Below are 13,469 nucleotides of genomic sequence, written 5' to 3'. Positions count from 1 at the left end.
CATGGCCGGCAACCTGCAAAACGCCAATTCCAACGACATCACCAGCGTGATCTCGACGCTCGGCGCCCGCCAGGGCAGCCGCGCGGGCGGCAAGAGCGAAGCGGTGACGGGACCCAAGCGCGCCGCGATCCTGATGCTGGCGTTGGGCGAGCAATATGGCGGCAAGATCTGGTCGATGCTCGACGACGACGAGGTGCGCCAGCTCTCGCTGGAAATGTCGACGCTCGGCACCGTCGAGGTCGACACGGTCGAGGACATGCTGCTCGAATTCGTCTCGCGCATGTCGGCTTCCGGCGCGCTGATGGGCAATTTCGACGCCACCGAGCGGCTGCTGCAGCAATACCTGCCGCCGGAGCGCGTCAACGGCATCATGGACGAGATCCGCGGCCCCGCCGGCCGCAACATGTGGGAAAAGCTCTCCAACGTGCAGGAAGAGGTCCTCGCCAACTACCTCAAGAACGAATATCCGCAGACCATCGCGGTCGTGCTGTCGAAGCTGAAGCCGGAACACGCCGCGCGCGTGCTCGGCATCTTCCCCGAGGAGCTCGCGCTCGACGTCGTCAACCGCATGCTGAAGATGGAAGCGGTACAGAAGGAGGTGATCGAGAGCGTGGAGAAGACGCTGCGCACCGAATTCATGTCCAACCTGTCACAGACCCGCCGCCGCGACGCCCACGAGGTGATGGCGGAAATCTTCAACAATTTCGACCGCCAGACCGAAACCCGCTTCATCACGTCGCTGGAAGAGGACAATCGCGAATCGGCAGAGCGCATCAAGGCGCTGATGTTCACCTTCGACGACCTCGTGAAGCTGGATTCCGGTTCGGCCCAGACCCTGATGCGCAATGTCGACAAGGACAAGCTCGGCGTCGCGCTCAAGAGCGCCAACGAGGACGTCCGCAACTTCTTCTTCGGCAACATGTCCTCGCGCGCGGCCAAGATGCTCCAGGACGACATGGCGGCGATGGGCCCGGTCCGCCTGCGCGACGTCGACGAGGCCCAGGCGCTGCTGGTCAACCTCGCCAAGGACCTCGCCGCCAAGGGTGAGATCATGCTGACCAAGAACCGCGCCGACGACGAGCTGGTGTATTGATGGGCGCCCCGGCAAAATTCCTGTTCGACACCGACTTCGCAGCGCCGGAGCGGTCGCCGCGGGAGAGGGCTGCGACCGCCGCCGAGATCGCCCAGAAGATCGCGGAAGCCGAGGCGCGCGCCTATCAGGACGGCTTTGCCGCCGGCCAGCGCGAAGCCAAGGCCGAGAGCGACCGCCGCGTCGCGCTCGCCATGGAAGAGATCAACATCGGTATCCGGGGCGTCGCCGCCGGCATCGGCAACATCGAGACCAAGATGGAGACCGAGGCGGTCGACGTCGCGGTGGCGGTGGCGCGCAAGCTGTGCGCCGATCTGGTTGCCGCCGAGCCGCTCGGCGAGATCATGGCGTTGGTCAAGGACTGCTTCTCGCACCTGGTCGCGACGCCGCATCTCGTCGTCCGCATCAATGACGCGCTCTACGACAGCGCGCGCGAGAAGGTCGAGCGGCTCGCCAAGCAGAGCGGCTTCGAGGGCCGGCTGGTGATCCTGGCCGAGCCCGATATCGCCACCGGCGACTGCCGGATCGAATGGGCCGACGGCGGCGTCGTGCTGGAGCGCGGTGCCATCGCGGCCAAGATCGACGAAATGGTCGGACGCTATATCGCGTCCCGCAGGGGAGCTAAGCCATGAGCGACACGGACGGACAGGTCCCGCTGCCCGATCTCAACGGTCCGATGCCGCCTGCCGGCACCGACATCGGCTACAACGAGGACGAATATGCGGCGCGCGCCGCCGCCGACCTCGAGGCGGTGTTCGACGTGCCGGTGCAGGTCTCGGCCGTGCTCGGCCGCTCCAAGATGGACGTCAGCGAGCTGTTGAAGCTCGGGCCCGGCACTGTGCTCGAGCTCGATCGCCGCGTCGGCGAGGCCATCGACATCTACGTCAACAACAAGCTGGTCGCCCGCGGCGAAGTCGTCCTGGTCGAGGACAAGCTCGGCGTGACCATGACCGAAATCATCAAGACCGAACGCAGCTAATAGCGCAAGGAATGACGCGCGGCAGCGCGACCAGACGGACAGGAGACTGACATGCGGCTTCTCATCGTTGGCACATTGAAGGGCCAGCTCACCACCGCCACCAAGATCGCGATGGAGAACGGCGCCACCGTGACCCACGCCGAGGATCACGAGCAGGCGATGCGCGTGCTGCGCGGCGGCAAGGGCGCCGACCTCCTGCTGGTCGACGTCGCCCTCGACATCCGCGACCTCGTGATGCGGCTCGAGGCCGAGCACATCCACGCGCCGATCGTCGCCTGCGGCATCACCAACGACGCCCGCGCCGCGGTCGCCGCGATCCACGCCGGCGCCAAGGAATACATCCCGCTGCCGCCGGATCCGGAGCTGATCGCCGCAGTGCTGGCCGCCGTCGCCAACGATTCCCGCGAGCTGGTCTATCGCGACGAGGCCATGGCCAAGGTGATCAAACTCGCCCAGCAGATCGCGGGCTCCGATGCCTCGGTTATGGTCACCGGCGAATCCGGCACCGGCAAGGAAGTGCTGGCCCGCTACGTCCACACCCGCTCGGCCCGCGCCAAGCGGCCGTTCATCTCGATCAACTGCGCCGCGATCCCCGAGCATCTGCTGGAATCCGAGCTGTTCGGCCACGAGAAGGGCGCCTTCACCGGCGCGATCGCGCGCCGGATCGGCAAGTTCGAGGAAGCGACCGGCGGCACGCTGCTGCTCGACGAAATCTCGGAGATGGACGTCCGCCTGCAATCAAAACTGCTGCGCGCCATCCAGGAGCGCGTGATCGACCGCGTCGGCGGCACCAAGCCGGTGCCGGTGGACATCCGCATCATCGCGACCTCGAACCGCAACCTGGCTGAAGCCGTGCGCGAAGGCACGTTCCGCGAGGATCTGCTGTTCCGCCTCAACGTCGTGAATCTGAAGATCCCGCCGCTGCGCGAACGTCCCCTCGACATCCTCGAGCTCGCCCAGCATTTCGTGAAGAAATATGCCGAAGCCAACGGCGTACCGGTGCGCCCGATCTCCGCGGAAGCGCGCCGCGTGCTCTCCACCAACCGCTGGCAGGGCAACGTTCGCGAGCTCGAAAACACCATGCACCGCTCGGTGCTGATGGCGCAGGGCGACGAGATCGGCCCCGACGCCATCCTCACCCCGGACGGCGACCGCCTCGACCTCGCCAAGACCGCCCCGGCCGTGGCACATGCGACCATGGCCGCCGAGCAGGTGACACGGGCGCTTGTGGGCCGCACCGTCGCTGACGTCGAACGCGACCTGATCCTGGAGACGCTGAAGCACTGCCTCGGCAACCGGACCCATGCCGCAAACATTCTGGGCATCTCGATCCGCACGCTGCGCAACAAGCTCAACGAATATTCCGACGGCGGAATTCCGATCACACCGGCGGGGACGCCGGGCGAATATCCGCGGATGCCGATGGTGGGGGCGTAGGTCTCCACACTGGTTGAGAATGCAAATGCCCGGGCTGGTCCCGGGCATCTTGTTTTGCGCGTCCACCGGCAGAGTCCCGTAGCCCGGATGGAGCGAAGCGCAATCCGGGGTTAGCTCCGCGATCGGGATTCCCGGATTTCGCTTCGCTCCATCCGGGCTACGGGACCTATCACATGGCCGCACCGCATCCGGCGACTAGGTCGCGCCTACGCGAGGCTCTATAAGCAAAGCCCTAGAACCACGCGAGGATACACATGTCGGAAGCTCAAATCACGGACTGGCTGGCGTCGCAGCGGCAGGCGATGATCGATCTGCTGCGCGACGTCGTGAACATCGATTCCGGATCCTATGACAAGGAAGGCGTCGATTCGGTCGGTGCGCGGTTCGAGCGGCATTTTGCCGAGCATGGCATTCCGTTCCGGCGCGAGAGCAACGCCACCTTCGGCGATGCGATCCATGCCGAGATCGCCAAACCCGGCAGCAACGAGAAGCCGGTGCTGTTGATGGGCCATCGCGACACCGTGTTCGGCAAGGGCGAGGCCGGACGGCGTCCGTTCACGATTGAGGGCAAGCGCGCCTATGGACCCGGCGTTGCCGACATGAAGTCCGGCGTCGTCATGAACATCTTCGTGGCGACCGCCTTCCACAAATTCGGCGGCAGCCCGCATCCGATCAAGGTGCTGATCACCTCGGACGAGGAGATCGGCTCGCCCTCTTCGCGCCCGGTGATCGAGCGCGAGGGACGCGCCGCACGCGCCGTGTTCAATTCCGAGCCGGGACGGCCGACCGGCAACATCGTCACCGGCCGCAAGGGCGGCATCTTCATGCACTTCGCCATCACCGGCAAAGCCGCGCATTCCGGCGCCAATTTCGCCGCGGGCGTCAGTGCGATCGGCGAGCTCGCGCACAAGATCGTCCATATCCACGCGCTGACCGATCTCGACAAGGGCATCACGCTGAATGTCGGTCTCGTCTCGGGGGGGCAGTCGGTGAACACAACGGCGCCCTCAGCAGAGGGCCAGATCGACCTGCGTTACGTCGATCCGGCGGATCGTGCGAGGATCATGGCCGCGATCGAGACCATCATCGCGACCTCTTACGTGCCGGGCACGAGTGCGACGCTGACGGTCAAGGGCGAGTTCGTGCCGGTGGTGCAGAGCGCGGAGTCGAAGACGCTGTTCGACGGCTATCAAGCGGCCGCAAAGCAGGTCGGCCTTACGACGCTCCAGGGCGAGTTTTCCGGCGGCTGCGCCGATTCCGGCTTCACCGCCGCAGTCGGCACGCCGACGATCTGCGGCCTCGGGCCGGTTGGCGGGCTCGCGCACACGCCGGAGGAATATCTCGAGCTCGACAGCATCGTGCCGCGCGCCCAGGCGCTGGCGCTGGCGATTTTGCGGGGGTGAACACAGGTGCCGTAGGGTGGGCAAAGGCGCGTTTGCGCCGTGCCCACCATTCGTCTCGTTCGATAGCAGCGGTGGGCACGCTTCGCTTTGCCCACCCTACGAGACCTACCAAGTCCTACGAATAACTCGGCGCGTCCGGCTTGCGGAAGATGTGGATGGGGTCGCCCGGCACGATCGGCTGGCCGCTGAACATTGCATAGGCGTAGAGCGCGAGGTAGCCGATTGCGAGCGCGCCGATGGCGTAGAAGGCCCAGGTCGCGACGCGTTTCATCGTTCCGCTCCATTGCCGTCCCGGACGGGACCGCTTAGGGCGCTTCTAGAGCGATGACGGGGAAAAGGCCAGCCTGAAGGCCCGCTTGTCAGCGGCGATCAAACGCCGCGCAGGCCCCGGGCGGGAAGGCTGACGTCTGCGAGCCGAGCCGCGTCCTCGTCCTGGTCGACCGCCACATACTGGCCGTGCCAATAGGCCAATGCAGCATTGCGGGTCGAATTCCTGACGCTCCTGACGCGGCCGATGACGATGCCGTGCGAGTGGCGTTCGACGATCTCCTCGACCTCGCAATCGACCGCGGACAATGCACCGACGAGCAGCGGAACGCCGGAGACCGCCGTCACCCACTGGCTGCCGGCAAAGCGATCGGCGCCCTTCAGGCCGCCCTTGCCGGCAAAACGCTCGGCGACGTCCAGCTGATCGGCCGCCAGCATATTCACCCCGAAGGCACCGTAACGCTTGATCAGCGGGAAGGACGAGGCATCGCGGTTGATGCTGACCAGCAGCGTCGGCGGTTCGACCGACAGCGAGGTCACCGAGGTGACCGTCATGCCGGTGATGTCCTTGCCCCGCCCGGCGGTGATGACGCTGACGCCGCCCGTGAGGTGGCGCATGGCGCCGCGGAAATCGGCGGACGAGACGGCAGTTTCAGTCATGAGATCGCGGGGCACTACATTCATGGCATGGTCCCCGAACCGGGGTTCCCTTGTATTTAGGTACGATCTTCCGCCGACAAAAGATGGCTCAGGATCGAGCCTTCGAGGCTTGCGAGCTCGGCGGAGCCGCGTTCGCGCGGCCGGGCGGCGTTAACCGTAACGTCGTGGGCAATCCGGCCCTCATCGATCACCAGCACCCGGTCGGCCAAGGCAACGGCCTCGGAGACGTCGTGGGTCACCAGGATCGCGGTAAAGCCCTGGTCGCGCCAGACCCGCTCCAGCAGACGCTGCATCGAGATGCGGGTCAGCGCATCCAGCGCGCCGAGCGGCTCGTCGAAGGCGAGCACCCGGGGACGGGAGACCAGCGCGCGGCCGAGCGCGACGCGCTGCTTCTGGCCGCCCGACAGCACCGACGGCCACTGGTCACGCTTGTCGGCCAGCCCGACCTCGGTCAGCGCCTTTTCGGCGCGCGCATGCGCGTCGCCGGAGGACCGATCTCGGCCGAGGCCGACCTCGACATTGGCGAGCACGCGCGCCCAGGGCAGCAGGCGCGGCTCCTGGAACATCACGCGGATGTCCTCGGGCTGGACATCCTGGCCGAAGCTGATGCTGCCGGCCTCGAACTTTTCCAGACCGGCGATCAGACGCAGCAGCGTGCTCTTGCCGCAACCGCTCTTGCCGACGATGGCGACGAACTGGCCGGCGGGGATGTGCAGGTCGATGCCGCGCAGCACCTCGTTGTCGACGAAGGACTTGCGCAAGCCGCGAATGCTGAGCGGCAGGCCTGTGGTCTGCGCTTGACGTTCTTCTTGGCGCTCCTCGCGCACGACGCGCGCCTGCGGCACGAAATTGGCGCGGCTGGCGAGCTCGGTTTCGGGAAGGGTCGTACGAAGAGCTGTCTGCATGTGATTCCCAGTATTTCTGCTCAGCGTTTCTGGAAGGCGGGGTGCCAGGAGAGCGTCAGGCGCTCCAGCACACGGGAGGCGCTGTCGGCGAGCTTGCCGAGCAGGGCGTAGATCAGGATCGAGAGCACGACGACGTCGATCAGCATGAACTCGCGCGCCTGCATCGCCATGTAGCCGAGGCCTGAAGACGCCGCGATGGTCTCGGCGACGATCAGGGTGAGCCACATGATGCCCAGCGCGAAGCGGATGCCGACGAAGATCGAAGGCAGCGCGCCGGGGAAGATCACCCGTCGGAACAGCTCGCTGTCGGTCATGCCGTAGATGCGGCCCATCTCGATCAGCTGCGGGTCGACGGTTCGGATGCCGTGCAGCGTGTTGAGGTAGATCGGGAAGAACACGCCGAGCGCCACCAGGAACAGCTTTGCGCTCTCGTCGATGCCGAACCACAGAATGACCAGCGGGATCAGCGCCAGATGAGGCACGTTGCGCACCATCTGGAGCGTGGTGTCGGTGAGCTTGGCCGAGAGCTGCGACAGGCCGTTGGCGAGACCGAACGCGAAACCGATGCCGCCGCCAATCAGGAAGCCGATCGAGGCGCGCCAGAACGACACCCAGATGTTACGGACGAGCTCGCCGGAGAGCAGCAGCTTCCAGCCCGCGAGCACGACGTCGCTCGGCGCCGGCAGCACCCGCGTCGGCACGAAGCCGGTGACGCTCGCGACCTGCCAGATTGCGATGATGGCGAGCGGCACGATCCACTGGATCAGGCCGTCAACCCGCGGCAGGCGGAAGCTGCGCGGAAGTGAAACGCTGTCGATCAGGCTCATGACTCGGACACTCGCTGCTGCGGACGGTAATCGCTGCCGACGGTCTCGCCGAACGGACCGCCGTTGAAGTGCAGTTTGGTTACGTTGCTCGGCTGCTCAAGCGAGAGCAGCGGGAATACCAGCTCGGCGAAGCGATAGGCTTCCTCCAGATGCGGGTAGCCCGACATGATGAAGGTATCGATGCCGATGTCCTGATACTCCCTGATGCGGGCCGCCACCGTCTGGGCGTCGCCGACCAGCGCCGTGCCGGCGCCGCCGCGCACGAGACCAACACCGGCCCACAGGTTCGGGGCGATCTCGAGCTTGTCGCGTTGGCCGCCATGGAGCTGCGCCATGCGCTGCTGGCCGACCGAGTCCATGCGGGCAAAGTTCTTCTGCGCCAGCGCGATGGTGTCGTCGCTGACATGCCTGATCAGCTCGTTCGCAGCGCGCCAGGCCTCTTCATTGGTCTCGCGGACGATCACATGAAGACGAATGCCGAAGGAGAGCTTGCGGCCGCGCGTAGCTGCGACCTCCCTCACCTTCGCGATCTTCTCGGCAACCAGCGCCGGCGGCTCGCCCCAGGTGAGATATTTGTCGACGGCGTCGACGGCGACGTCGATGCCGGCATCGGATGAACCGCCGAAATAGAGCGGCGGCCGTGGCGCCTGCACCGGCGGAAACAGCAGCTTGCCACCCTCGACATGGATGTGCGTGCCCTCGACATTGACGGTCCTGCCGGCGAGCAGGTCGCTATAGACGTTGAGGAACTCGCGGGTGACCTCGTAGCGTTCGTCATGGCCGAGGAAGATGCCGTCGCCCTTGTTCTCGACGGGGTCGCCGCCGGTGACGACGTTGACGAGCAGCCGGCCATTGGTGACGCGGTCGAGCGTCGCGGTCATGCGCGCCGCCACGCTCGGCGATTGCAGGCCGGGGCGGACGGCCACGAGATAGCGCAGCCGCTCGGTGAACGGCGCAACCGAGGAGGCGACGATCCAGGAATCCTCGCAAGACCGCCCGGTCGGCAACAGCACGCCGTAATAACCGAGCTGGTCGGCGGCCTGCGCAATCTGGCGCAGATAGTTGAAGTTGACCTCACGGCCGCCGATGCCCGTGCCGAGATAGCGGCCGTCGCCGTGGGTCGGCAGGAACCAGAGGATGTTGGCGTTGGACTGCTTACTCATATGCTTGCTCACGATCCTGGTTTCCGGGCCACGTCGGAAATCTTGATGGATTTGGGGATCAGGTTGAGCGCGAAGAACGCATCCGCAACCTGCTGCTGGTCGGCGATGACGGCATCGGTGATCGGCTTGATGCCGTAGGCCTGCCGCTTCAGCGCCACCTCGACCACGGGGACCGACAGGCCGATCGCCGGAGCCAGCTGCTCGGCAACCGCGTGGATGTCGCCCTTGGCCCAATCGTCGACCGAACTCAGCTCGGCCAGCACGGCGTCGACGATCTTCGGGTTGGCTTCGAGGAATTTCTTCGAGGCGAAATAGAACTGGTAGTTGGCGACGATGCCGGTGCCGTCGGCGAGCGTGCGCGCGCCGGTGGCGGCTTCCGCGGCGGCCTGGAAAGGATCCCAGATCACCCAGGCATCGACCGCGCCGCGCTCGAAGGCGGCGCGCGCATCGGCCGGCGCCAGGAACACCGGCTCGATCTCGGAATATTTGACGCCCGCCTTCTCCAGCGCCTTGACCAGGAGATAGTGGACGTTGGAGCCCTTGTTGAGCGCGACCTTCCTGCCCTTGAGATCGGCGACCGATTTCAGCGGGCTGTCCTTCGGCACCAGAATCGCCTCGCCCTTCGGCGCCGGCGGCTCGTAGGCGACGTACTGAATCGGCGCGCCGGCGGCCTGCGCGAAGATCGGCGGGGCCTCACCGGTGTTGCCGAAATCGATCGCGCCGACATTGAGCGCCTCAAGCAGCGGCGGGCCGGACGGGAATTCTGTCCACACCACCTTGTAACCGTCCGCCGCGAGCTTCGGCTCCAGCGTGCCCTTGCTCTTGAGCAGCACCAGCTTGCCGTATTTCTGGTAGCCGATGCGGACGACCTTGTCTTGTTTGTCCTGGCCGTAGGACGTGCCGACCGCGGCGGCGACGATGCCGATCGACAGCACGATGGCCGCGATCAGACGTTGAATGATACGCCTCATGTTCAAACCCTTGTGCGTGGGAAGAGTGGTCGGCACGATCAGGCTGCCGGGTTACGCCAGACGATGTCGCGAACGACGATCGGCTTCGGGATCAGGCCGAGCTTGTAGAAGCGGTCGGCGACGCCCTGTTGGGTCACGACGATGTCGTCGGTGACGGGGCCGACCACGAAGTTCGCGCGGTCGGCCGCGACCGTCTGGATGTCCAGCGGGACGCCGGTGACTGCGGCGAGCCATTTGGCGACCTCGCCGCGATTCTGTTCGGCCCATTTGCCGGTCGCGGTCGTCACGTCGACGATCTGCTGCAGGATGGCGCCGTGATTCTTCGCGAACTCGCGGTTGGCGATCTAGAAGGAATTGGTCTTGGTGACCTCGCGCGCATTGATCAGGATGCGGCCACCCTGTTTGGTCTCGCCGATCGCGAAATACGGATCCCAGATCGCCCAGGCCTCGATGCTGGCATTGGCAAACGCAGGGCCCGCGTCCGGCGGCGTCAGATAGACCGGGGTGATGTCGGCATAGGTGAGACCGGCCTTCTCCAGCGTCTGCACCACGACATTGTGGGCGCTGGACCCCTTGGTGAAGCCGATGCGCTTGCCCTGCAGATCGGCGATGGAGCGGATCGGCGAATCCTTCGGCACCAGGATGCCCTGGCCGTTGGTGATGGGCTGGCCCGCGGCATAGACGATCGCGGCGCCCGCGGCCTGCGCGAACACCGGCGGGGAATCGCCGACCGCGCCGAAATCGACGCTACCGACGTTCATCGCCTCCATCATCGGCGGGCCCGAGGAGAACTCGACCCATTTCACGTCGATGCCTTGCGGATTGAAATGCTTTTCCAAGGAAGCCTGCTGGCGCGTGATAACCAGCACGCCTGTCTTCTGGTAGCCGATACGAATTTCCTTCACCGCGCCCTGCGCGTTCGCGCGCGAGGCGAACGCTGCCGCCACTGCGGTTCCAGCGGACAATTTCAAGAAGTCACGACGCTGCATTCCAAAACTCCCGGCCACACGCGGCCGTCATTCATTTCTGATGAATGATGGTGCGGAGCGGGAAGAGTGTCGAGACGCCAAGGAAAATAGCGATGCGAGCACTGCGCGTGTGGCGAAGCGCATGATTAATCTTTCAAGCGGCCGCGCTCATGCAGAGGGATTTTTTTCCGCACGCGAATGTGAGAGCCGCGTGGATCTGGTCAACGCTCCCAGCGCCGGAACATAAAATGTCGAAAACAACCCCATGCACAGTAGCCGACGATAGTCCGATCAATGACTTACGTATTATCCGAAGTTCGTTTGACACGTCGGGCAAAACAGGCGCATGATGGCACCGTGGCGAACAGGATCTGTGGTGACGGAGAGCTCCATCCACCACCTCGTTGTCATTCCCCGCGAAAGCGGGGAATCCAGTATCCCAGAGACGTCAATGCTTCACACGACTGCCGCAGCGTACTGGATCGCCCGCTTTCGCGGGCGATGACAACGCCTTTGTGGCGACGGCGCGCCCTGTAAGCTAATGCAACCATCTCACCGGCAGGTTCTGCAGCCCGCGGAACGCCCAGCCACCGATCCGCACCGGCTCGTCATCGGCGATCTCGAGCTGTTTGGCGCGCGCGAACACCGTCGGCAGCGCGACATCCGCGATCATCGCACGCGAGGCCCAGGCGCCGGCGCAGAAATGCGGGCCCGCGCCGAAGGCGACGCTCTTGGAGGTGTCACGCCGCACGTCGAACTGGTCGGCGCGCTCAAAATGCTTCTCGTCGCGATTAGCGGAGCCGAACATCAGGAACACGCGCTCATCCAGCTCGAACGAGACGTCGCGGATGCTCCACGGCTTTGCGATGCGCCGCGGCGACATGCCGATCGGCGAGATCCAGCGCGCGTATTCCTCGAACGCCTCGAGCCAGGACACCTCGCCCTTGCGCACGAGAGCGAGCTGGTCGGGATGGCTCAGCAGCGCCCACACCGTGCCGGCGATCGCCTTGCGCGGCTCGTTCTGGCCGCCAGAGATCGCGAGTTTTACATTTGCGCGCACGTTCTCCATCGGCATGCCCGCAGCGAGGAGTACGCCGAGGATACTTTGATCGGGATGCTTGCGCATCACGGGCAGGATGTCGTCGATCGCAGCATCGATGCCTGACGTCGCGGCATGGCAGCGCGCCTCGACGGCGGGATCGCCGCCATAGTTCGCGATGCCCTCGATCATGCCTTGCGACCACGCGTCCATGTCCTGGAAGCCGATATTGGTGAGGCCGGTGATCGACTTCAGGCATTCGCCGGAAAACGGCAGCGCGAAGTCGCGCATAAAATCGATCCGCCCCGGCTCGATCGCACCGATGATGCGGTCGGCATGGGCCTGGAACAGCGCGGTCCAGTGCGCCTTCACCGTCTTCGGCGACACCGTCGGAAACATCGCGCGCCGCTCGATTTGATGCGCCTCGCCATCCTTGCGCATCATGTTGTGGCCCATCAGCCGATTCATCAGGCCGGCGGGCTGGTGCGAGGAGAACACGTCGATCTGCTTCTCGGAGATCGAGATGTCGTCGCGGCTCGCAAGCAGCGTCGAGCCGAGCTGCGGCACGAAGGCGATCGGCGCCTCCTTACGCATTTTTGCGAGCATCGGATAGGGATCGGCCCAGAACGCTGTAGGGTCGATGTCGATGCGCGGCGCGGTGCTCAAGGCGGTCTCCCCTGATCCTCGTGTGCTTCAGGCGAGACTACCGGACTCTGCTGCCGGCGTCTGTCCCTAGCGATAGGGACGGACGGCATTGGGGCGTGTGTTCATAAGCTTGATCCGCGCGGGCGCGATAGCGAGGTCCGCATGGCCCACAACAGCGGACATCGACAAACGCAGGAGCGACGGTCGTTATGGTCCATAAGTGGACGTCAAAACGTGAGGGTTCAAGACGCGACGTCGGTCACCGGAACTCAGTCGAAGACCGCCAGAGTCTTGTCATCGCGGACCTCGAGGAAGCGAGCCGCCACGACCTCGCGGCTGGCGCCACTGGCTTTCGTTGCCAGTATACAGGCGACATAGTCGGGACGCTTTACATCCGGCTGCGACATCATCGATTCGATCCAGGATGTCGCCAGAATACGGCAGACTCTTCGAGAGAGCAGACGCACCCAGAAACTGGCGTCGAGACGGGCAAAGCCGATCAACGCAGTATGCGGGCCTCCATCGGACTGCATCAGGCAAATCGAACTCGTATCGACACCAAGGTCTGAGCTGTACAACGGAAACCCGAACTCAGGTGGTTTGGGGGAATGGCAGTGAGCCGGCCGCCATTCACGGTTGCCAAATTCAAGCGCCTCCGCCGGGGCCGTCTTCGCGAAGCTAGCCTTGACCTTGTCGACGGTCTTGCCCGGCTTAACAGGATCTTTTGGTTCGATCGAAAGCTCGAACGGAAAGCTCTCCACGTTCGACACCATGAACACGCCAAGGAAGCCGTACACGGAAAATCCAAAGGGACGTGTTTCGACCACCTTGTCTCCGACACGGGCGACCCATGTCAGCTCATGGGAAGACATCGACGCAGATGTCGACGCATCCGGTCCATACTTGGCTTTAGCTGCACGATTCCACTCGTCGATGTGGGAGAGGTCCGACTTTTCCGATGTCGTAACGGCGAAATACCCAGTCCGGCGCGAATGCGGGACAGGCCAATCCGTCACCAGGAGGACAACGGACATTGCTGCCGCCCCGCAAAACAGCGCCGCCGCGATCACTTTCTTGAGCACCAGCGTCACCGATTGAACAGAGCGACCAGACCA

Annotated in this window: 13 protein-coding genes and 1 pseudogene; 5 read left to right on the top strand and 9 right to left on the bottom strand. The window is 64.8% G+C overall.

The genetic code is table 11. The annotated features are described in order from the left end of the window. Position 1: 1 nt before the first annotated feature. From fliG to AC5ZFO_RS17400, 5 genes are all read left to right on the top strand, one after another. The gene (gene fliG, locus AC5ZFO_RS17420; RefSeq protein WP_282525195.1) at positions 2–1,093 is read left to right on the top strand and encodes a flagellar motor switch protein FliG; all 1,092 of its coding nucleotides are present in this window, start codon (positions 2–4) and stop codon (positions 1,091–1,093) included. Next, a complete protein-coding gene (locus AC5ZFO_RS17415) occupies positions 1,093–1,722 on the top strand; it encodes a FliH/SctL family protein (RefSeq protein ID WP_282525194.1) in 630 nt (209 codons plus the stop codon). The genes fliG and AC5ZFO_RS17415 overlap by 1 nt, the downstream gene beginning before the upstream one ends. Further along, on the top strand, positions 1,719–2,069 hold the full coding sequence (gene fliN, locus AC5ZFO_RS17410) for a flagellar motor switch protein FliN (RefSeq protein WP_028160971.1): 351 nt from the start codon (positions 1,719–1,721) through the stop codon (positions 2,067–2,069). Before AC5ZFO_RS17415 ends, fliN begins: the two co-directional genes overlap by 4 nt. Positions 2,070–2,120: 51 nt before the next feature. Next, positions 2,121–3,506: a sigma-54-dependent transcriptional regulator FlbD gene (flbD, locus tag AC5ZFO_RS17405; protein WP_014492540.1), complete on the top strand. Its 1,386-nt coding sequence runs from the start codon at positions 2,121–2,123 to the stop codon at positions 3,504–3,506. Between the two features lie 254 nt (positions 3,507–3,760). Then, on the top strand, positions 3,761–4,909 hold the full coding sequence (locus AC5ZFO_RS17400; RefSeq protein WP_282525192.1) for a M20 family metallopeptidase: 1,149 nt from the start codon (positions 3,761–3,763) through the stop codon (positions 4,907–4,909). Between the two features lie 115 nt (positions 4,910–5,024). On the opposite strand, the gene AC5ZFO_RS17395 is transcribed toward AC5ZFO_RS17400, so the two are convergent. The 9 genes and pseudogenes from AC5ZFO_RS17395 to AC5ZFO_RS17355 form a co-directional block, all read right to left on the bottom strand. After that, the gene (locus tag AC5ZFO_RS17395; RefSeq protein ID WP_028160973.1) at positions 5,025–5,180 is read right to left on the bottom strand and encodes a hypothetical protein; all 156 of its coding nucleotides are present in this window, start codon (positions 5,178–5,180) and stop codon (positions 5,025–5,027) included. 98 nt (positions 5,181–5,278) lie between these two features. After that, positions 5,279–5,860, bottom strand: coding sequence for a flavin reductase family protein (locus tag AC5ZFO_RS17390; RefSeq protein ID WP_282525191.1), 582 nt, complete (start codon positions 5,858–5,860; stop codon positions 5,279–5,281). Positions 5,861–5,892: 32 nt separating this feature from the next. Further along, positions 5,893–6,741, bottom strand: coding sequence for an ATP-binding cassette domain-containing protein (locus AC5ZFO_RS17385; protein ID WP_282525190.1), 849 nt, complete (start codon positions 6,739–6,741; stop codon positions 5,893–5,895). A gap of 20 nt (positions 6,742–6,761) precedes the next feature. Beyond that, on the bottom strand, positions 6,762–7,568 hold the full coding sequence (gene ssuC, locus AC5ZFO_RS17380; protein WP_282525189.1) for an aliphatic sulfonate ABC transporter permease SsuC: 807 nt from the start codon (positions 7,566–7,568) through the stop codon (positions 6,762–6,764). Continuing rightward, positions 7,565–8,731 (bottom strand): FMNH2-dependent alkanesulfonate monooxygenase, encoded by a 1,167-nt coding sequence (gene ssuD / locus AC5ZFO_RS17375; RefSeq protein ID WP_282525188.1) that lies wholly within the window; start codon positions 8,729–8,731, stop codon positions 7,565–7,567. The genes ssuC and ssuD overlap by 4 nt, the downstream gene beginning before the upstream one ends. 8 nt (positions 8,732–8,739) lie before the next feature. Continuing rightward, the gene (locus AC5ZFO_RS17370; RefSeq protein ID WP_496122254.1) at positions 8,740–9,702 is read right to left on the bottom strand and encodes a sulfonate ABC transporter substrate-binding protein; all 963 of its coding nucleotides are present in this window, start codon (positions 9,700–9,702) and stop codon (positions 8,740–8,742) included. A 38-nt stretch (positions 9,703–9,740) separates the two neighbouring features. Beyond that, a pseudogene (locus AC5ZFO_RS17365) lies at positions 9,741–10,691 on the bottom strand (sulfonate ABC transporter substrate-binding protein). A gap of 517 nt (positions 10,692–11,208) precedes the next feature. After that, positions 11,209–12,375: a cytochrome P450 gene (locus tag AC5ZFO_RS17360; RefSeq protein WP_282525185.1), complete on the bottom strand. Its 1,167-nt coding sequence runs from the start codon at positions 12,373–12,375 to the stop codon at positions 11,209–11,211. Between the two features lie 248 nt (positions 12,376–12,623). Further along, complete coding sequence (locus AC5ZFO_RS17355; protein WP_282525184.1) at positions 12,624–13,436, bottom strand: hypothetical protein; 813 nt, start codon at positions 13,434–13,436, stop codon at positions 12,624–12,626. Between the last annotated feature and the right edge of the window lie 33 nt (positions 13,437–13,469).

The organism is Bradyrhizobium sp. Unk1, from assembly GCF_059512345.1.
The sequence above is the reverse complement of the archived record's forward strand: the minus strand, read 5'-3'. Positions and strand labels throughout refer to the sequence as shown.

Bases quoted from the DNA above. Each gene is read 5' to 3' on its own strand.
- fliG (WP_282525195.1), top strand. From the start codon at position 2: ATGGCCGGCAACCTGCAAAACGCCAATTCCAACGACATCACCAGCGTG.
- AC5ZFO_RS17415 (WP_282525194.1), top strand. From the start codon at position 1,093: ATGGGCGCCCCGGCAAAATTCCTGTTCGACACCGACTTCGCAGCGCCG.
- fliN (WP_028160971.1), top strand. From the start codon at position 1,719: ATGAGCGACACGGACGGACAGGTCCCGCTGCCCGATCTCAACGGTCCG.
- flbD (WP_014492540.1), top strand. From the start codon at position 2,121: ATGCGGCTTCTCATCGTTGGCACATTGAAGGGCCAGCTCACCACCGCC.
- AC5ZFO_RS17400 (WP_282525192.1), top strand. From the start codon at position 3,761: ATGTCGGAAGCTCAAATCACGGACTGGCTGGCGTCGCAGCGGCAGGCG.
- AC5ZFO_RS17395 (WP_028160973.1), bottom strand. From the start codon at position 5,180: ATGAAACGCGTCGCGACCTGGGCCTTCTACGCCATCGGCGCGCTCGCA.
- AC5ZFO_RS17390 (WP_282525191.1), bottom strand. From the start codon at position 5,860: ATGAATGTAGTGCCCCGCGATCTCATGACTGAAACTGCCGTCTCGTCC.
- AC5ZFO_RS17385 (WP_282525190.1), bottom strand. From the start codon at position 6,741: ATGCAGACAGCTCTTCGTACGACCCTTCCCGAAACCGAGCTCGCCAGC.
- ssuC (WP_282525189.1), bottom strand. From the start codon at position 7,568: ATGAGCCTGATCGACAGCGTTTCACTTCCGCGCAGCTTCCGCCTGCCG.
- ssuD (WP_282525188.1), bottom strand. From the start codon at position 8,731: ATGAGTAAGCAGTCCAACGCCAACATCCTCTGGTTCCTGCCGACCCAC.
- AC5ZFO_RS17370 (WP_496122254.1), bottom strand. From the start codon at position 9,702: ATGAGGCGTATCATTCAACGTCTGATCGCGGCCATCGTGCTGTCGATC.